At 59.5% G+C, this 18292-nt stretch carries 17 protein-coding genes; 9 read left to right on the top strand and 8 right to left on the bottom strand.

The genetic code is table 11. The annotated features are described in order from the left end of the window. Positions 1-40 precede the first annotated feature (40 nt). From araD1 to ACYZT7_RS19125, 5 genes are all read left to right on the top strand, one after another. The gene (araD1, locus tag ACYZT7_RS19145; RefSeq protein WP_462037790.1) at positions 41-1030 is read left to right on the top strand and encodes an AraD1 family protein; all 990 of its coding nucleotides are present in this window, start codon (positions 41-43) and stop codon (positions 1028-1030) included. 10 nt (positions 1031-1040) lie between these two features. Continuing rightward, complete coding sequence (locus ACYZT7_RS19140; protein WP_462037789.1) at positions 1041-2621, top strand: aldehyde dehydrogenase (NADP(+)); 1581 nt, start codon at positions 1041-1043, stop codon at positions 2619-2621. A gap of 98 nt (positions 2622-2719) precedes the next feature. Then, positions 2720-3016, top strand: coding sequence for a DUF5629 family protein (locus ACYZT7_RS19135; RefSeq protein WP_462037788.1), 297 nt, complete (start codon positions 2720-2722; stop codon positions 3014-3016). Beyond that, positions 3003-4178 (top strand): lactonase family protein, encoded by a 1176-nt coding sequence (locus tag ACYZT7_RS19130; protein WP_462037787.1) that lies wholly within the window; start codon positions 3003-3005, stop codon positions 4176-4178. Before ACYZT7_RS19135 ends, ACYZT7_RS19130 begins: the two co-directional genes overlap by 14 nt. A gap of 155 nt (positions 4179-4333) precedes the next feature. Beyond that, positions 4334-4513 (top strand): hypothetical protein, encoded by a 180-nt coding sequence (locus ACYZT7_RS19125; protein WP_033054657.1) that lies wholly within the window; start codon positions 4334-4336, stop codon positions 4511-4513. Between the two features lie 204 nt (positions 4514-4717). On the opposite strand, the gene ACYZT7_RS19120 is transcribed toward ACYZT7_RS19125, so the two are convergent. From ACYZT7_RS19120 to ACYZT7_RS19110, 3 genes are all read right to left on the bottom strand, one after another. After that, complete coding sequence (locus tag ACYZT7_RS19120; RefSeq protein WP_462037786.1) at positions 4718-5605, bottom strand: SMP-30/gluconolactonase/LRE family protein; 888 nt, start codon at positions 5603-5605, stop codon at positions 4718-4720. A gap of 41 nt (positions 5606-5646) precedes the next feature. Continuing rightward, positions 5647-6471 carry an NAD-dependent epimerase/dehydratase family protein gene (locus tag ACYZT7_RS19115; RefSeq protein WP_462037785.1) on the bottom strand — a complete coding sequence of 275 codons (825 nt, stop codon included), beginning with the start codon at positions 6469-6471 and terminating at the stop codon, positions 5647-5649. A gap of 200 nt (positions 6472-6671) precedes the next feature. Next, positions 6672-7970 carry an OprD family porin gene (locus tag ACYZT7_RS19110; RefSeq protein WP_462037784.1) on the bottom strand — a complete coding sequence of 433 codons (1299 nt, stop codon included), beginning with the start codon at positions 7968-7970 and terminating at the stop codon, positions 6672-6674. 326 nt (positions 7971-8296) lie between these two features. Between ACYZT7_RS19110 and ACYZT7_RS19105 the strand changes: the two genes are divergently transcribed. After that, positions 8297-8917 carry a TetR/AcrR family transcriptional regulator gene (locus ACYZT7_RS19105; protein WP_008149783.1) on the top strand — a complete coding sequence of 207 codons (621 nt, stop codon included), beginning with the start codon at positions 8297-8299 and terminating at the stop codon, positions 8915-8917. A gap of 120 nt (positions 8918-9037) precedes the next feature. On the opposite strand, the gene preA is transcribed toward ACYZT7_RS19105, so the two are convergent. The 3 genes from preA to hydA form a co-directional block, all read right to left on the bottom strand. Next, a complete protein-coding gene (gene preA, locus ACYZT7_RS19100) occupies positions 9038-10312 on the bottom strand; it encodes an NAD-dependent dihydropyrimidine dehydrogenase subunit PreA (protein WP_462037783.1) in 1275 nt (424 codons plus the stop codon). Next, entirely contained in the window at positions 10313-11680 is a 1368-nt protein-coding gene (locus ACYZT7_RS19095; protein WP_462041829.1) for an NAD(P)-dependent oxidoreductase, read from the bottom strand. It lies immediately after the preceding gene. A 169-nt stretch (positions 11681-11849) separates the two neighbouring features. Next, positions 11850-13289, bottom strand: coding sequence for a dihydropyrimidinase (gene hydA, locus ACYZT7_RS19090; protein ID WP_462037782.1), 1440 nt, complete (start codon positions 13287-13289; stop codon positions 11850-11852). 552 nt (positions 13290-13841) lie between these two features. Here hydA and ACYZT7_RS19085 point away from each other — a divergent pair. Beyond that, on the top strand, positions 13842-15326 hold the full coding sequence (locus ACYZT7_RS19085; protein ID WP_462037781.1) for an NCS1 family nucleobase:cation symporter-1: 1485 nt from the start codon (positions 13842-13844) through the stop codon (positions 15324-15326). A 141-nt stretch (positions 15327-15467) separates the two neighbouring features. Further along, entirely contained in the window at positions 15468-16751 is a 1284-nt protein-coding gene (locus ACYZT7_RS19080) for a Zn-dependent hydrolase (protein WP_462037780.1), read from the top strand. Between the two features lie 80 nt (positions 16752-16831). Here the strand turns inward: ACYZT7_RS19080 and ACYZT7_RS19075 are convergent, their stop codons facing one another. Further along, on the bottom strand, positions 16832-17245 hold the full coding sequence (locus ACYZT7_RS19075; protein ID WP_462032259.1) for a DUF6691 family protein: 414 nt from the start codon (positions 17243-17245) through the stop codon (positions 16832-16834). A 2-nt stretch (positions 17246-17247) separates the two neighbouring features. After that, complete coding sequence (locus ACYZT7_RS19070; RefSeq protein ID WP_462037779.1) at positions 17248-17682, bottom strand: YeeE/YedE family protein; 435 nt, start codon at positions 17680-17682, stop codon at positions 17248-17250. A 172-nt stretch (positions 17683-17854) separates the two neighbouring features. Here ACYZT7_RS19070 and ACYZT7_RS19065 point away from each other — a divergent pair, with 172 nt between their 5' ends. Continuing rightward, entirely contained in the window at positions 17855-18289 is a 435-nt protein-coding gene (locus tag ACYZT7_RS19065; RefSeq protein ID WP_462037778.1) for a carboxymuconolactone decarboxylase family protein, read from the top strand. Positions 18290-18292: the final 3 nt, after the last annotated feature.

Here is an 18292-nt window from a genome sequence, read left to right as displayed (position 1 = left end):
GACCTGGGTTGGATTTGAGATTTGAATACAGGAGAAAATCATGCGTTTAGTTCAGTTCGAATTGAGTAACGGCGAACGTCGGGTTGGCGTGGTCGAGGACGGTCTGGTACGTGAAGTCCAGGACGCGCGTACGGTGCGCGACCTGGCGTTGGCGGCGATCGAGGCGGGCGTCAATCTTGAGCAACAGGTGAACACCCTGGGCCTGGGCATCAGCCATGACTATGCAGAACTGTTGGCCAAGCTGCGCATCCTGCCACCGCTGGATCACCTGGATCCGGCGCACATGCTGGTCAGCGGCACGGGCCTGACTCACTTGGGCAGCGCCTCGGCGCGGGACAAGATGCATCAGCATGGCGACGAAGCCGCGATGACCGACACCATGCGCATCTTCAAATGGGGCGTGGAGGGCGGTAAACCGGCAGCGGGGCAGGCTGGCGTGCAACCGGAATGGTTCTACAAAGGTGACGGCAGCATCGTCGTTCGACCGGGTCAACCGTTCCCGTTGCCGCCGTTCGCCGAAGACGCTGGTGAAGAACCAGAACTCAGCGGCCTCTACGTCATCGGCCACGACGGCAAGCCGTATCGCCTTGGTTTCGCGGTGGGTAACGAGTTCTCCGATCATGTAATGGAACGCAAGAATTACCTGTACCTGGCGCACTCCAAATTGCGCAGTTGCAGTTATGGCCCGGAACTTCGAGTCGGCGAATTGCCTCAACATCTGGCAGGCACCAGCCGCATCCTGCGTGACGGCGAGGTGCTGTGGCAGAACGAGTTTCTCAGTGGCGAGGCCAACATGTGCCACAGCCTGGAAAACCTCGAGTACCACCATTTCAAGTACAGCCAGTTCCTGCGTCCGGGCGATGTGCACATTCACTTTTTCGGCACCGCGACCCTGTCCTTTGCCGACGGCATTCGCACCCGGCCGGGTGACGTGTTCGAGATCAGTCAGGCCGAGTTCGGTGCACCGTTGATCAACGGGATTGCACCGGTTGAAGCAGCGTTCGCGCCCGGCACCGTTGGCACCCTTTAAGGAGATAGGCATGACCCAGATTCTTGGTCACAACTACATCGGCGGTCAGCGCAGTGCGGCCAGCCAGCTCAAACTACAGAGCGTCGACGCCAGCACGGGCGAAGCGTTGCCGTACGATTTCTTCCAGGCGACCCCGGAAGAAGTCGATGCCGCCGCCAAGGCTGCCGCCGCGGCTTATCCGACGTATCGCAACTTGAGCGCCGAACGTCGGGCGCAATTTCTCGATGCAATAGCGTCCGAACTGGACGCGCTGGGCGATGACTTTGTTGCGCTGGTCTGCCGCGAAACCGCGCTGCCCGCCGCGCGCATTCAAGGCGAGCGCGGTCGCACCAGCGGCCAGATGCGCCTGTTCGCCAAAGTGCTGCGTCGCGGTGATTTCTACGGTGCGCGGATCGATCAGGCGTTGCCTGAGCGCAAACCGTTGCCGCGTCCGGACTTGCGTCAGTACCGCATCGGCCTCGGACCGGTTGCCGTGTTTGGCGCCAGTAACTTTCCTTTAGCGTTCTCCACGGCTGGCGGCGACACCGCTTCTGCGTTGGCCGCCGGTTGCCCGGTGGTGTTCAAGGCCCACAGCGGCCACATGGCAACTGCCGAACAAGTAGCGAACGCGATCATTCGCGCGGCGGAAAAAACCGGCATGCCCGCCGGCGTGTTCAACATGATCTACGGTGGTGGGGTTGGCGAAGCGCTGGTCAAGCATCCGGCGATTCAGGCGGTTGGCTTTACCGGCTCGCTGAAGGGCGGACGTGCGTTGTGCGACATGGCCGCTGCACGTGCGCAGCCAATCCCGGTGTTCGCCGAGATGTCGAGCATCAACCCGGTGATCGTATTGCCGCAGGCGCTTGAGATTCGATCAGAAACCGTCGCTCGGGACCTGACGGCGTCGGTGGTTCAAGGCTGCGGTCAGTTCTGTACCAATCCGGGTCTGGTCATCGGTATTCGTTCGCCGCAATTCAGCGCGTTTGTGCAACAGGTGGCTGGACTGATGGGCGATCAACCCGCGCAAACGATGCTCAATGCGGGCACCTTGAGCAGCTATGGCAAAGGCTTGCAGAAGTTACTTGCGCACTCGGGAATCGAGCATATGGCAGGTAACCCGCAACAAGGCAATCAGGCCCAGCCGCAACTGTTCAAAGCCGATGTCAGCCTGTTGATCAATGGCGATGAAGTGCTGCAGGAAGAAGTGTTCGGCCCGACCACGGTGTTCGTCGAAGTTGCCGATCAGGCACAACTTAGTGCCGCGTTGCACGGCCTGCACGGGCAGCTGACGGCGACGATCATTGGCGAGCCTGCGGACTTCGAGCAGTTCGGTGAGCTGACGCCATTGCTGGAACAGAAGGTCGGACGGATCCTGCTCAACGGTTATCCGACCGGGGTGGAAGTCTGCGATTCGATGGTCCATGGCGGGCCGTATCCGGCGACATCCGATGCTCGCGGCACCTCGGTGGGCACCTTGGCCATCGATCGTTTCCTGCGCCCGGTGTGCTTCCAGAACTACCCCGACAGCCTGCTGCCGGAAGCCTTGAAGAATGGCAATCCGCTGCGCATTCAGCGATTAGTGGACGGCCAACCCTCCCGCGACGCGATCTAACGGCCGAGCACGGCCCCCTGTGGGAGCAAGCTCGCTCCCACATTGGACTGAGGCGCAATGAGCTATCATTGCGTCTTTCCCATTCAAAGATTACTGCCATGACTGCCGCAACCGACACCTTGCTCGCCACCCTCGAACACTGCGATATGGTGGAAATCGACGGGCTGCACGCCTTCGAATTCTCCCTCGATGAAGACGATAACCTGCACATCGAATGCTTGGACGGTCGTGTGTCCAAGCACTGGGCGTTCACCCCGGCCGAGGTCGAGGCCGCGACCTTCGATCCAGACCTGCAAAGCTGGCTGATCACCGGCAGTTCCGGCGAGCACCGGTTGGTGTGCATGACCGCGTTCCGCGGTGATGACGACGAGGACGAAGTGAATGAGGGTGCCTAAGCTCTGGCCACTGTTGATGGCCGGCAGCATCGGCGCGATGGGCTTCGAGGCTGCGTCGGCCGAGGACTATCAGTTGCTGGTCGGTTCCTACACGGCCGGTCAGAGCCAAGGGATTTATCGCCTGAACTTCGACGCCGCCACCGGGCAGATCAATGCCAAGCCGCTGCAAGTGGTCACGAGTGAAAACCCGTCCTGGCTGACCCTGTCCAAGGATCAGCGTCACCTTTTCGTGGTCAACGAAAACGGCCCGGGACAGACCGATCCGGTAGGGCGCGTCAGCAGCTATGCGATCGATCCCAAAACCCATGCGCTGAGCCCGATCAATCAGGTGCAGAGCCTGGGCAACGAGCCGACTCATTCGAGCCTCAGCCTTGCAGCCAGTCACCTGTTTGTCAGCAACTATTCGGTGGCTGAAGATCCAGGCGGCACTTTGGCGGTGTTGCCAGTGGGCGCCGACGGCCAGCTCAAATCGGTGGTGCAGATGAGCAGCCATCCGTCCAGCCGGGTTAATCCCGAGCGGCAGATGTCGGCGCACGTGCATTCGACGGTTTCGTCGCCGGACGGCAAGTATGTGTTCTCCAATGACTTGGGCGCCGACAAGGTCTTTGTCTACCGCTTCGACCCCAAGGCCAACCCGGAACTGCCATTGACCGCCGCTACACCGGCGTCCGTCCAGTTGCCACCCGGCAGCGGGCCGCGTCATTTGCTGTTCAGCGCCGATGGCAAACACGCGTGGTTGATCTTGGAAATGAGCGCGCAGGTCGCGGTGTTCGACTACAAGGACGGCAAACTCGAGCAAACGCAAATGGTCGAATTGGCGACGGGTCAGCCCACTTCGGACAAGGCAGCCGCTGCGCTTCACGCGTCGCGCGATGGCAAGTTCCTCTACGTCAGCAACCGTGGCACCGCCAATCAGCTGCTGGTGTTCGCCATCGATCCTGCGACCAGGCACCTCAAGGAACTGCAGCGCCGTTCCGTAGAAGGTGATCACCCGCGCGAGTTCATCCTCGACCCGAGTGGCAAGTTCTTGCTGATCGCCAACCAGAAAAGTAACCAGGTTGTCGTCGTCGAGCGCGATTCAAAGACAGGCCTGCTGGGTAAAACCGTGCAAAAACTGCCGATGGATGCCCCGAGCGACCTCAAGTTCCTGGTGCGTCAATAGGCCGCAGGCCCCGGTTGATGGGGCCTGCATCCTTCTATTAATGACGCTGATATCTGCTAATGCTACAAAAGATTTCAAGACGCCAACCTCGGCGGTTAAGTTTGCTTCACGGCCCCACCGGGCAAGCAAACCAACTGAATCCGAGGAATACCGCCATGAACTTCAATCTCTTCTCCGTAATCGCTGCTTCCGCTATCTCTGCCACTGTTGCTCTGCCAGCCAGCGCCAACATTGAAATCAGCGACAAAAAATCCCACGCGCAAAGCTACACCCAGAAGTACCTGCAACAGAGCGCCAACTTTTACGCGGCTCTGGATCACAAAACCCAAGCCTGAAATTTGAACCCTGCACCTTTTATGCAGGAGCGAAGTCACTTGTGCCGATCGAGCTGAAAAGCTTCGAGAAACCTGAGTGATGTCGCTCCTGCATAACGCGTTGCCCGTTCGCTCGGCGTTGGAGATGTGTGAAGTGTTCGCCTGAGTCGTTAAGACGACGCACCTAGCAGCAGGCTTCGCCAGCTGCAGGGGACCTGATGATTTTCATCCGTTGAACACCGGCTCCGGCAAACCTTTCACCCCGGGATTATGGGCGAACACACCGCCGGCCAGTGACTGTTCGTCATGGTCGTCACCGGGGCGGATCGAGGTCACGAACAGGGTGTCCAGTCGACTGCCACCGAAGGCGCACATGGTCGGTTTTTTTACCGGTACGGCGAGGGAACGGTCCAGTCGGCCGTCGGGGGTAAAACGGTGAATCAGCCCGGCGTCATTGGCGCAAATCCAGTAGCAGCCTTCGGCATCGACCGCCGCGCCATCGGGACGACCAGGGAACTGATTCATGTCGACAAATAGCCTACGATTGGACGGCGTGCCGCTGTCGATGTCGTAATCAAAGGCCCAGATTTGCTGGACCAGGGGATGAGAGTCAGACAGGTACATCGTCCGCCCGTCCGGGCTGAAACCCAGGCCGTTAGGCACGATGAATCCGCCGAGCTGAGCATCGATCGGCCCGCGTTGACCGGCGCTGTAGCGGTAAAGCGTGCCGTCGGCAGCATTGGCGGCCATGTTCAGCACCATGCTGCCGGCCCAGAAGCGGCCCTGACGATCGCAGCGCCCATCATTCAAGCGCATATCGGAGCGGGCGTGATCGACGTCCGCCAGCAATGCGCTGTCGAGGCAGCCGTCGTTATGCGGCTGCAGATGGAAGAAGCCGCTTTCCATTCCGGCAACCCAGCCGCCGTCGCTGTGACGTGCAATGCAGGCGAGCATCTGCGGAGCGGTCCAAGAATGGACATGGCCGGTTTCGGCGCTCCAGCGCTGAAGTCCACCGGCAGGAATATCAACCCAATACAGGGCGTTTTCCTCGGGGACCCAGACCGGGCTTTCACCGACCGCGTTACGGGCATCGACAATCAATTCGGCTTGCATGGCAACTTATTCCCTCGGGTTTTTGTTTGGGGTGAGGAGGTTCAGTCGCCAAACGGGCCAGAGGCGACAAACGCGCCACCCTGGTAAACCATGGCAGGGTCATCAGCGGCCGGCATTGGTTGGGCTTCGACTTTTTCGCGGAACACTTCGGAGCTGTCCTGTGGTGCGTAACCTAAGCTCGTGGCGAAGCGGTTGTCCCACCAGACGTTCTTGTTGTCGGACGCGCCATAGACCACGGTGTGGCCGACGTTCGGGGTGTACAACGCGCACTCGATCAATTGGGTCAGGTCGCCGAAACTCAACCAGGTGCTCATCATTCGGCGATTTTGCGGTTCCGGGAAAGAAGAGCCGATGCGGATACTGACAGTCTCGATGCCATAACGATCGAAGTAGAAACTGGCCGCATCTTCGCCGTAGCACTTGGACAAACCGTAATAGCTGTCCGGGCGGCGAGGGGAGTGGGCGTCGATGACTTCGTCCTGTTTGTAGAAGCCGATCACGTGGTTGGAACTGGCGAAAATCACGCGCTTCACACCATGCCGGCGAGCGGCTTCATAAATGTGGAATACGCCGCAGATGTTGGCGCCCAGAATGTCTTCGAACGAGTGCTCCGTCGACACGCCGCCGAAGTGCAGGATCGCGTCCACGCCTTCGACCAGTTGATGCACCGCTTGTTTGTCCGCGAGATCGCAGGACACGACTTCTTCACGATCATCGACGGCAGGGGTGATATCGGCGATGTCCGACAGGCGAATGACATTGGCGTAAGGCCGCAGGCGTTCGCGCAAGACTTTGCCGAGGCCACCGGCGGCGCCGGTCAGGAGCAGGCGATTAAAAGGGGCGCGGGCTGTAGGAGTGGTTTTCATGGAAGTCCCTGCACAAGCAGTTATTGTTATTGAATTCGTTGTAAGTTGTCGTACGACTTGATCGAAGTATCGTTAGGCTTTCCCATTCTTGTCAACGCGTCATCGTTTGAAATTGACGGAGGGTCGTCCCGAGCTCAATTCGACCAACCGCTGAAATAGATCGCTGTGATAACGACCTATCAGCAGGGCGGATAAATGCCTTACAGCAACGAGATCGGGTAGTTGATGATGATTCGGTTTTCGTCGAATTCGTTGCTGTTGAAATCCTTGCGGATGCTCGCGTTACGCCATTTGACGTTGAGGTTTTTCAACGCACCGCTTTGTACGGTATAGGCCAGCTCCGATTCGCGGCCCCATTCCTTACCGTCGGTGGTGGTGCCTGTGTGCACGTTATCGCCGCTGATGTAGCGGTTCATCATCGTAAGGCCGGGAATGCCGAGCGCAACAAAATTGTAGTCGTGGCGCAGCTGCCAGGATCTTTCCTTGGCGTTGTCATAGCTGGAGTTGTAGCTGTCGTTGGCCAGGGTGCCGCCGCTGGTGCCGTTGACCCGCATCCAGGCATCGTCGCCGCTGAGTTTTTGCAGACCGACAAAGAAGGTGTTGCCGCCGTATTTGGCCGAGAGCATGGCGAACGCGGTTTTGTTGTCGAGGTCGCCGGCCAGGGCGCTGCCGTCTTCCTTGCCGATGAAGTAGCCCAGGTTCGCTCCGAGGGTCCAGTCGCCGATGGGCTGGCTGTGGCTCAGGTTGAAATACTGCTGCTGGTAAATGTCGCTGAGTTCCGAGTACCAGACCCCGACCTGGGTGCGCTTGTCGTTGAAGGCATACTCGCCGCCGCCGTAGTTGAAACGATCGGAGGTCAAGGCAGCCGATTTGCCGTTCATGAACAGGTCTTCCATGCTCCCATCGTTGCGCGGGCTGTTGCCCTGGAACTGGCCGCCGTAGAGTGTCAGGCCGCTGATCTCGCTGGACGTTACCTGACCACCGCGGAAGGTTTGCGGCAGCGAGCGGCCGTCGTCGGAGCGCAGGATTGGCAACACCGGCATCCATTCGCCGACCTTGAGTTCGGTTTTCGAGATTTTGCCTTTCAGCGCCACACCCAGACGGCCGAAATTATCGGCAGGGCGACCGTCGTCATGGATCGGCAGCAACCCTGTGCCGACCGTGCCTTTACCGCCATCGAGCTTCTGCGAGTACGTACCCAGCACATCCACGCCGAAGCCGACGAAGCCTTGGGTGAACCCGGACTTGGCGTCGAGAATGAAGCTTTGTGTCCACTCTTCTGCCTTGCCCTGCGGGAAGGCCGGGTTGGTGAAGTTGCGATTAAAGTAGGCATTGCGCAGGTTCAGCGTGGCCTTGGCGTCATCCACAAAACCTTCGGCATGGCTGATCATGGGCAGGGCGAGGGCCAGGCTGCTGCAACCGATCAGGCTCAGGGTGTGGCGGCGTGCGAAGGTTGGGCGAGGGGGGCAGATGGAGGAATTGCGGACGAGCTTGCTCACAGTGACGCTCCATTGTTTCTTGTTGTTTTATTTTTGTCATGCGTTGTCGTACAACGTTGGGGGCGATTATTTGCGAGGCTTTCAGGGGTTGTCAATCAGAAGTTGTACGATGACCTCTGGGGGTGTCAGCCAGTGATCATCGGCAGCAGAGTGCCCAGAAGTGAAGCCGCGGCCACCGCCCCCATATGTGAATGATTTGATTGAGGATCAGCAATTGGTCGTTGAGGCCGTCGAGCATGGCACCTTGGCCGATCGCTCGTTTTCCCTTGTCGCCGCGATGTAGAGCGGATGCTAGTCTTGGCCAACGCTGTTGTCAGGGAGCCCTCATGGGCAATCACAAGATCGAGATTCGTCGCAGTAACGTCGAGAAAATTCTGCTGGGGGCTGAAAAGGTTTTCGCCGAAAAAGGTTTCGGCGGCACCGCCATGGCCGACATCGCCGCCGAAGTGCAACTGCCGCGCTCCAACCTGCATTACTACTTCAGCACCAAGAGTGAGCTGTACAGCGCCGTGCTGTTGGGTTTGCTGGAAGTGTGGAAACAGGACGCTCTGTGCTTCGAGATGTTCGACGATCCGCGCGTGGTGCTCAGCAGCTACATCCGCGCCAAAATGAACCACTCCCGCAGCCGGCCTTATGGCTCCAAAGTCTGGGCCAACGAAATCATCCACGGCGCGCCAACGCTGGGTGAGAAACTGGACGTGAGTCTGTACGACTGGGCCAAGATGAAAGAAGCGAAAATTCGCCAGTGGGTGGACGACAAACGCATCCTGCCGGTAGAGCCTTCAAGCCTGCTGTACATGATCTGGGCCTCGACCCAGCATTACGCCGACTTCGATCACCAGGTGAATATTCTGAATGACCACCAGCCGTTGTCGGACATGCAGTTCGAGCGGGCGGTGCAGACGGTGACGAGTGTGATCTTGCGGGGGATTGGGTTGGAGCCTTGAGGCTTAAGATTTGCGGTGTTACTGCTGGCCTCATCGCGAGCAAGCTCGCTCCCACAGGGATCTATTGAACACTGAAGATCCAATGTGGGAGCGAGCTTGCTCGCGATATAGGTAGTCCGTTCAGACTGCCACGTGATACGGATTCCTCGGATCATGATTCCAATCCAGAAACGGCTTGCCCGTATCCATCGGCACCATCTCAATACAATCCTGCACCGGACACGTGATCTGACACAGATTGCACCCCACGCACTCATCATCAATCACTTCATATTTATGCGTCCCGTCTGCCTGCTTAAGGCTGGCAACCGCTTGGTGCGAAGTGTCTTCGCAAGCAATGTGGCAGCGACCGCAACCAATGCACGCTTCCTGATCGATCTTCGCAATCACCTGATAGTTAATGTCCAGATACTTCCAGTCTGTGGTGTTGCCTACCGCACGCCCGGTAAACTGCGACACGCTGGCGTAACCCTGACTGTCCATCCAGCGTGACAACCCGTCCTTCATCTCCTCGACAATCCGGAAACCATGCAGCATCGCCGCCGTGCACACCTGCACCGAGCCGCTGCCCAGCGCAATGAACTCCGCCGCGTCGCGCCAACTGCCGATGCCGCCAATGCCGGAAATCGGCAGGCCTTGCGTCTGTGGGTCGCGGGCGATTTCGGCGACCATGTTCAGCGCAATCGGCTTCACCGCAGAGCCGCAATAACCACCGTGGGTACTTTGGCTGCCCACGGCGGGATTGGCGACCATGCGCTCCAGGTTGACGCTGGTGATCGAGTTGATCGTGTTGATCAGCGACACCGCATCCGCGCCACCGCGATGGGCCGCGCGGGCGGCGACGCGAATGTCGGTGATGTTCGGTGTGAGCTTGACGATCACCGGCAGCGAGCAGTACGTCTTGCACCAACGGGTGACCTGCTCGACGTACTCCGGCACCTGGCCAACCGCCGCACCCATGCCGCGCTCCGGCATCCCGTGCGGGCAACCGAAGTTCAGCTCGATGCCATCGGCGCCGGTGGCTTCCACCAGCGGCAGGATGAATTTCCATGATTCTTCGACGCAGGGCACCATCAGCGACACAATCAGCGCGCGGTCCGGCCAGTCCCTTTTGACCTGAGTGATTTCCCGCAGGTTGATTTCCAGCGAGCGATCGGTGATCAGTTCGATGTTGTTGAAGCCCATCACTTCGCGGTTGGCACCGAAATGCGCTGAGTAGCGCGACGACACATTGACCGCCGCCGGGTCTTCACCCAGGGTTTTCCAGACTACGCCACCCCAGCCGGCCTCGAAGGCGCGGACCACGTTGTAGGCTTTGTCGGTCGGTGGCGCGGAGGCCAGCCAGAACGGATTGGGGGCTTTGATGCCGGCGAAGACAATCGAAAGATCGGCCATTTACGCAGCCTCCACGTTGAGCATGAGTTGGGCGTTGATGGCCTCGGCGGCCCGTTTGCCGTGCTGCACGGCCTGCACGGTGAGGTCCTGATCGAGGCTGGTGCAGTCGCCGCCGGCGTACACGCCGGGGATGCTCGTGCGCAGGTTTTCGTCCACTTGAATCCGCTCGCCCTGGCGCTTGAGTTCCCGGGCCAGCGGATCGACGAGGGCGCTGGCGTCGAAGGCCTGGCCGATGGCTTTGAAGATTGCGTCGGCGGCCAGCTCGAAGGTTTCGCCAGTGGTTTGCAGGCGACCGTCCACCCGCTGCGTGCGGGCGAAGCGCATGCCGCGTACGTGGCCCTGGTCATCGAGCAGCACTTCTTCCGGTTGCGCCCAAGTCAACAGCCGCACTTGATTGGCCTTGGCGATGTCTTGTTCGTGACCCGTGGCGCCCATTTCCTCGACACCGCGGCGGTACACCAAATTCACGTCGCGAGCGCCGAGGCGAGCCATTTGCACGGCCATGTCGATGGCGGTGTTGCCGGCGCCCAAAACGATACAACGGTCAGCGAGGGGGAGTTGCGTCAGGTCATCGGCCTGGCGCAGTTCGCGGATGTAGTCGGTGGCGGCGAGCAGGCCCGGCGCCTCTTCGTTGGCCAGCCCCAGTTGTTTACTGGCATTCAAGCCGAGGCCGAGGAACACCGCGTCGAATTGCTGATGCAGTTCGCTTAAGGTCAGATTTTCTCCAAGTTTTTGCCCGTGGCGGATTTCGATGCCGCCGATATCCAACAAAAAATCCAGTTCCTTCTGCGCGTAATCGTCCACCAGTTTGTACTTGGCGATCCCGTACTCGTTGAGGCCGCCAGCCTTTTCACGAGCCTCGAAAATCACCACGTCATGACCGTGCATGGCACTGCGGTGAGCGCAGGACAAACCGGCCGGGCCGGCGCCGACCACGGCGATGCGCTTGCCAGTAGATGCCGCACGTGGGAAGGGGTGTTCGCTGAAGTGTGCGTTGTCGACGGCGTAACGCTGCAACAGGCCGATCAACACCGGTGCGCATTCATGGTCGTTGTTGCGCACGCAGGCTTGCTGGCAAAGAACTTCCGTCGGGCACACCCGGGCGCAACTGCCGCCGAGGATGTTCGCCGAGAGGATTTTCTGCGCCGCGCCCTGAACGTTTTCCTGATGGATATTGCGAATAAACGACGGTATATCGATCTCGCTCGGACAGGCATTCACGCACGGCGCGTCGTAGCAGTACAGGCAACGCGAGGCTTCCAGATGGGCCTGACGGTCGTTGAGCGGTGGCGCCAGATCGGTGAAATGGCCGGCGAGGGCGGCCGCATTCTCATAGGGATGCGGGAGGTGGTTCAGGGTCTTGATCACGGTGTTGGCCTCACGGTTATTGAGGAACTGCCTCTGATGGGCATTGGTTTTTTTGATGTCTGGGCCGGCCCCATCGTCGGAACGCCGCCCGGAGCAAGCTCGCTCCCACATTTGGAATGCATTCCCCTGTGGGAGCGAGCTTGCTCGCGATAGGCCGAAGGCCTCGATTTCAGCGTTTCACAGCAACTGGCTTATGTTGCTCAGCCCGCTTACTCAGCAAATCAAACACCGCCGGATACGCCGGCCGTTCGACATACCGCCCGGCACCACGCTCGGCCCGCAAATCACCATCCGCCCAAACCACCCGGCCCTGGCTGACGGTGTGGCTCGGTACACCGCGCACGGTCTTGCCTTCAAAGATGTTGAAATCGACCTGCTGGTGATGAGTCTTCGCCGAGATCGTGCGCGTACCTTCCGGATTCCACAGCACCAGGTCCGCATCCGCACCGACGCGAATCGCCCCTTTGCGCGGGTAGAGGTTGAAGATCTTCGCGGTGTTGGTGGAGGTGAGCGCCACGAAGTGTTGCATCGACAAACGCCCGGTGTTCACGCCTTCATCCCAAAGCACCGCCATGCGGTCTTCGATACCGGCCGTGCCATTGGGGATCTTGCTGAAGTCGTCACGTCCCGCCGCTTTTTGTTCGGCGCAGAAGCAGCAATGGTCGGTGGCGGTGGTGTGCAGGTTGCCCGATTGCAGGCCGTGCCAAAGCGCCTCTTGATGGCCGCGCGGACGAAAGGGCGGGCTCATCACGTAACCGGCGGCGGTCTGCCAGTCCGGGTGTTGGTAGACGCTGTCGTCCAGCAGCAGATGCCCGGCCAGGACCTCGCCGTAGACTTGTTGGCCCTTGCTGCGGGCGTAGGTGATTTCGTCGAGGGCTTCCTTGGTCGAGACGTGCACTAGGTACAGCGGCGTGCCCAGGGTTTCGGCGATGCGGATCGCCCGACTGGCCGCTTCACCTTCAACCTGCGAAGGGCGGGACAACGGATGCGCTTCCGGGCCGGTCATGCCCTGGGCCATCAACTTGCGTTGCAGGTGATAGACCAGCTCACCGTTTTCCGCATGCACAGTCGGCACGGCGCCCAATTCCAGACAGCGCTCGAAACTCGCTACCAGGGTGTCGTCGGCGGCCATGATCGCGTTCTTGTAGGCCATGAAGTGCTTGAAGCTGTTGACCCCGTGCTGGCTGACCAGCTCGGCCATTTCCTCGCGGACCTGCTCGCTCCACCAGGTGATCGCGACATGGAAACCGTAATCCGACGCCGACTTCTCGGCCCAGCCGCGCCACTGATGAAATGCTTCCATCAAGGATTGCTGCGGATTGGGAATCACAAAGTCGATGATCGATGTCGTGCCACCGGCGAGTCCCGCCGCGGTACCGCTGAAGAAGTCTTCACTGGCCACCGTGCCCATGAAGGGCAGTTGCATGTGCGTGTGCGGATCGATGCCGCCGGGCATCAGGTATTGGCCGCTGCCGTCGAGCACTTCGGCACCCGCCGGAACATCAAGATTTTCGCCGATGGCTTTGATCACGCCGTCGGCGCAATAGACGTCGGCGCGATAACTTTCGTCGTGGGTAATAACGGTGGCGCCACGGATCAACAGAGACATTCCGAGTTCCTCGCAGGCAATGACCGACTTGTGCCGGTTCTAAAATGTTTTATATGAAGCCGACGCAAACAGGCGTATTCCTGTCAGCGCTGTCAGGAATAAACGCTAGTCTGAGTTTACGGATAGAGCAAGAATATTTTTTATAAGTTTATATCTGTTTTAACGTATTGATATTTAAGGTTTAAAGAGTGAAAACACCAAAATGGTGAGGCCTCTCACCATTTTGACGCACTTGACAGGTTCTAAAAATAGACGAGATTTCTTATGTGAAATCAGCCGGTTGAGGATGGTCTATGGTTGATGCGCGACGTTGAAAAAAAGTGCGATGCACCAGTTTGAGTCCTGACTGTTCGGACAACTTGCCTGGTATTCGGCCTGAGTGATCAAGCAAGTAACCGGTGATTCATCAAGTATGTAAATAAAACTGATAAACATCAGTTGGTTACAAAGTTTTTATGGAACTGCCCGATGCACAAATGGGGTGACCGGCACGTTTATTGATGCCACCAGCCCCTGATGAGCAAAAATAATCAAAAGAACAGTGGAGCGGCCATGCAACAGATCAGATCGCAAGTGACCGAGCGCGACGGCTTGTTTGAGCTAGAAGCCGGCAGTGACGTCCTCGACAGCCCCCGTTACAACCACGACATGGCACCGACCAAGGTGCACGAACGAACCTGGAACAAATGGCACATCACCGCGTTATGGATTGGCATGGCGGTCTGCGTGCCGACCTACACCCTCGGAGGCGTGCTCACCGCCTATTTCGGCTTGAGCGTCGGCGAAGCGCTGCTGGCGATTCTGTTCGCTAACATCATCGTACTGATCCCTCTGACCCTGAACGCTTTTCCCGGCACCAAGTACGGCATTCCGTTTCCGGTGCTGCTGCGTTCGTCTTTCGGGATTCTCGGCTCCAACATTCCGTGCCTGATCCGTGCGCTGGTGGCGTGTGGCTGGTTCGGCATTCAGACGATGTTCGGCGGACTGGCCATTCACCTGTTTCTCGGCTCGGTGTTCGAGGGTTGGAAAGCCCTGGGCGGTACCGGTGAAGTCATCGGCTTCATGGTGTTCTGGGCCTTGAACCTGTGGGTGGTGATTCGCGGTGCGGACTCGATCAAATGGCTCGAAACCCTCTCGGCGCCGTTGTTGGTGTTGGTGGGCGTGGGTCTGTTGGTGTGGGCCATGCCGAACGTGTCGATGACTGAGTTGCTGGCGATCCCGGCCAAACGTCCGGAAGGGGCCAGCGTGGTCAGTTACTTTGCCGCCGGGCTGACCGCCATGGTCGGGTTCTGGGCCACCTTGTCCCTGAACATTCCGGATTTCAGCCGCTATGCGAAAAGCCAGAAGGATCAGATCGTCGGGCAGATTATCGGCTTACCCCTGACCATGTTCCTGTTTGCTTCCCTTGGCGTGGTGATGACGGCGGCCTCGGTAAAACTGGTGGGCGTCACCGTATCCGATCCGGTCACCCTGATCGGCCATATCCAGAGCCCGGTCTGGGTCGCGTTGGCCATGGCGCTGATCATCATCGCCACGCTGTCGACCAACACCGCGGCCAACATCGTTTCACCGACCAACGATTTCCAGAACGTCGCGCCCAAGTTCATCAACCGCACCAAAGCGGTGTTGCTCACCGGCCTGGTCGGCTTGGCGCTGATGGCCCATGAGCTGTTGAAGAAGCTCGGATTGATCGTCTCGGATTTAAGCCTGGAGACGGTGTATTCCAACTGGCTGCTGGGCTATTCGAGTCTGCTGGGGCCGATCGCCGGGATCATGGTGGTGGACTATTTCCTGATCAAGAAACAGCAACTGGACCTGGCTGGCCTTTACCGCGACGACGTTTACCCAGCGTGGAACTGGTTCGGTTTCATCGCGTTCGGTGTGCCGGTGGCGCTGACGCTGCTGTCGCTCGGCAGCGATGCATTCAGCTGGTTCTACGACTATGGCTGGTTCACCGGCTCGGCGTTGGGCGGGCTGATTTATTACGGGTTGTGCTCGATGCGCCCCAGTCCGTCAATCGCGAAATCTGCGGTGTGATTGATGGCCTCATCGCGAGCAAGCTCGCTCCCACATTTGGAATGCATTTCCCTGTGGGAGCGGGCTTGCTCGCGAAGACGGCTTCACAAACACCAAAGAAATGCCTGAAGAAACCTATAACAACTGCCTGAGGAGATCATCATGAACGCTGCCATAGACGTTCTGCAGTCCACCCATCAGCACATCAACCGCGACCGCTTGTGGCAGTCGCTTATGGACCTGGCCAAGCTCGGCGCCACGGTCAAGGGTGGCGTCTGTCGCCTGGCCCTGACCGACCTCGACCGCCAGGCCCGGGACATTTTCGTCAACTGGTGCGAGGAGGCCGGTTGCACCGTCAGCATCGACGCCGTCGGCAACATCTTCGCCCGACGTCCAGGCCGCAACCCGAACCTGCCACCGGTGATGACCGGCAGCCACATCGACACCCAACCCACCGGCGGCAAGTTCGACGGCTGCTTCGGCGTACTGGCCGGCGTCGAGGTGCTGCGCACCCTTAATGACCTGGGCGTGGAAACCGAAGCGCCGCTGGAAGTGGTGGTCTGGACCAACGAGGAAGGCTCACGCTTCGCCCCCTGCATGATGGGCTCCGGTGTGTTCGCGGAAAAATTCACCCTCGAAGAAACCCTGGCCAAGGTCGATGCCGAGGGCGTCACCGTCGGTGAAGCCTTGAACGCCATCGGCTATGCCGGCGAGCGCAACGTCAGTGGCCATGCCGTCGGCGCTTATTTCGAGGCGCATATCGAACAAGGCCCGATCCTCGAAGACGAACACAAAACCATCGGCGTGGTGATGGGCGCCCTCGGCCAGAAATGGTTCGACCTGAAACTGCGCGGCGTCGAAGCCCACGCCGGCCCGACGCCGATGCACCTGCGCAAGGACGCCCTGGTCGGCGCTTCGGTGATCGTCGGTGCGGTCAATCGCGCGGCCCTTGGTCATCAACCGCACGCCTGCGGCACCGTCGGTTGCCTGCAAGCCTATCCCGGCTCACGCAACGTCATCCCCGGCGAAGTGCGCATGACCCTGGACTTCCGTCATCTGGAACCGGCGCGCCTGGACTCGATGATCGCCGAAGTCCGCGAAGTCATCGAAACCACCTGCGAGGAACACGGCCTGACCTTCGAACTCACACCCACCGCCGACTTCCCGCCGCTGTACTTCGACAAAGGCTGCGTTGAAGCGGTGCGCGGCGCCGCCCAAGGGCTGGGTTTGTCGCACATGGACATCGTCAGCGGAGCAGGGCACGACGCAATCTTCCTCGCCGAACTCGGCCCCGCCGGGATGATCTTCGTGCCGTGCGAAGGCGGCATCAGCCACAACGAAATCGAAAACGCTGCGCCGGATGATCTGGCGGCCGGGTGTGCGGTGTTGTTGCGGGCAATGCTGGCGGCGTCGGCGGCGATTGCCGGCGGTCAATTGGCAGTTTGAAACGCAAAAAAATCGTAGCCGCCGGCAACACTTGCGCCGCCGAAGGCTACGATCTCTTGACATTGACCTGGCGAGACGACTTAACGACGCGCTTGTAACACTCTGAATATCAACATCCCCGCCAGCATGGCGATCGCAAATACCCACGCCTGCCAATGCCCCGTCGGCAACAGCACCAGCGCCGGCCCGGGGCAGATGCCCGCAATGCCCCACCCGACCCCGAACAGTAGGCTGCCACCGATCAAGCGTCGATCCAGTTCACGACTGACCGGCAACTGCATCGGCGCCCCCAGCAACGACGTGGATTGTTTCATGGCCCAGTGAAACGGCACCCAGGCCACGGCAATCGCCCCGATCATGACCAGCGCCAGGGATGGGTCCCACAAACCGGTTATATCGAGAAACCCCAGCACTTTGGCCGGGTTGGCCATACCGGCCAACAGCAGGCCGATGCCGAACAACAGGCCGGCGAGGAAAGCCGTGAGTTTTTTCATGTTCAAAACCCCAACAGATGGCGCAGGACAAACACGGTCACAAAGCCCGCGAACATGAAGCTCAACGTCGCGACGATGGAGCGTGGTGACAGCCGCGAGATGCCGCACACCCCGTGGCCACTGGTGCAACCAGAGCCATAACGGGTGCCGATCCCGACACACAATCCGGCGATGATCAGCCCCACGCTACCGGTCTTGAATTCGATGGCCGGCCACACCTGAAACAACGCCCACAACAGGGGGGCCGCCAGCAGTCCGAGGATGAAAAAGGCTTTTTCGCCCCGTCCCGAACCACCCGGCGCTAGCAGACTGCCGAGTAATCCGCTAATCCCGGCGACCCGCCCATTGGCCACGAGCATCACGCTGGCCGCCAAGCCGATCAACGCACCTCCTGTCAACGCGGACCAAGGAGTGAAATGCAGCGTATCCAGCATCATGGCAACTCTCCAGGCAGGTAAAGCACAGCATTAAACCACTCTTTGACTTGAGCTTAGGGCAGCCGCCGCGAAAAGGATCTACGACCAAAAAATCACAGGTACTGCCGGCGCGTCACAAACTGTAGTGCTATTTCGTCATCTCGTTGAATCCCTTAAACAGTGGAGCAACACGATGTCGTCCAACACCCAACCGATTAACCTGCTGCAATCCATTCCTCAAGTCTTCGAAAGCCTGACTCAGGTGCATGTCACCCTCGACAATCACGAGCTGCCAGCGAGGCTGAAGCATTTGATCCACCTGCGTGCCTCGCAGATCAACCAATGCGGTTTCTGCGTGAAGATGCACACCCGCGAGGCCCGTGACGCCAATGAAAGCAACGAGCGGCTGGACCGTTTGATCGTCTGGCGCCACGTCAGTGATTTCAGCGCCTCCGAACGTGCCGCCCTGGCCTGGACCGAGGCCCTGACCGTACTCGATGAAAAGACCGACTACGCCCGCTTGCGCGGTGACTTGCGCGGGCATTTCAACGACGCCCAGATCGGTGCCTTGACGGCCGAGATTGGCATGATCAACCTGTGGAACCGTTTGCAGGTGTCGAGGCACTGATCG

The sequence above is a fragment of the Pseudomonas sp. RT4P38 genome (assembly GCF_054897765.1).
Note: the sequence above shows the minus strand (reverse complement) of the source record. Positions and strands in the feature narration are given on the sequence as shown.

Coding starts and splice junctions, on each gene's coding strand:
- araD1 (WP_462037790.1), top strand. CDS start 41: ATGCGTTTAGTTCAGTTCGAATTGAGTAACGGCGAACGTCGGGTTGGC.
- ACYZT7_RS19140 (WP_462037789.1), top strand. CDS start 1,041: ATGACCCAGATTCTTGGTCACAACTACATCGGCGGTCAGCGCAGTGCG.
- ACYZT7_RS19135 (WP_462037788.1), top strand. CDS start 2,720: ATGACTGCCGCAACCGACACCTTGCTCGCCACCCTCGAACACTGCGAT.
- ACYZT7_RS19130 (WP_462037787.1), top strand. CDS start 3,003: ATGAGGGTGCCTAAGCTCTGGCCACTGTTGATGGCCGGCAGCATCGGC.
- ACYZT7_RS19125 (WP_033054657.1), top strand. CDS start 4,334: ATGAACTTCAATCTCTTCTCCGTAATCGCTGCTTCCGCTATCTCTGCC.
- ACYZT7_RS19120 (WP_462037786.1), bottom strand. CDS start 5,605: ATGCAAGCCGAATTGATTGTCGATGCCCGTAACGCGGTCGGTGAAAGC.
- ACYZT7_RS19115 (WP_462037785.1), bottom strand. CDS start 6,471: ATGAAAACCACTCCTACAGCCCGCGCCCCTTTTAATCGCCTGCTCCTG.
- ACYZT7_RS19105 (WP_008149783.1), top strand. CDS start 8,297: ATGGGCAATCACAAGATCGAGATTCGTCGCAGTAACGTCGAGAAAATT.
- preA (WP_462037783.1), bottom strand. CDS start 10,312: ATGGCCGATCTTTCGATTGTCTTCGCCGGCATCAAAGCCCCCAATCCG.
- hydA (WP_462037782.1), bottom strand. CDS start 13,289: ATGTCTCTGTTGATCCGTGGCGCCACCGTTATTACCCACGACGAAAGT.
- ACYZT7_RS19085 (WP_462037781.1), top strand. CDS start 13,842: ATGCAACAGATCAGATCGCAAGTGACCGAGCGCGACGGCTTGTTTGAG.
- ACYZT7_RS19080 (WP_462037780.1), top strand. CDS start 15,468: ATGAACGCTGCCATAGACGTTCTGCAGTCCACCCATCAGCACATCAAC.
- ACYZT7_RS19075 (WP_462032259.1), bottom strand. CDS start 17,245: ATGAAAAAACTCACGGCTTTCCTCGCCGGCCTGTTGTTCGGCATCGGC.
- ACYZT7_RS19070 (WP_462037779.1), bottom strand. CDS start 17,682: ATGATGCTGGATACGCTGCATTTCACTCCTTGGTCCGCGTTGACAGGA.
- ACYZT7_RS19065 (WP_462037778.1), top strand. CDS start 17,855: ATGTCGTCCAACACCCAACCGATTAACCTGCTGCAATCCATTCCTCAA.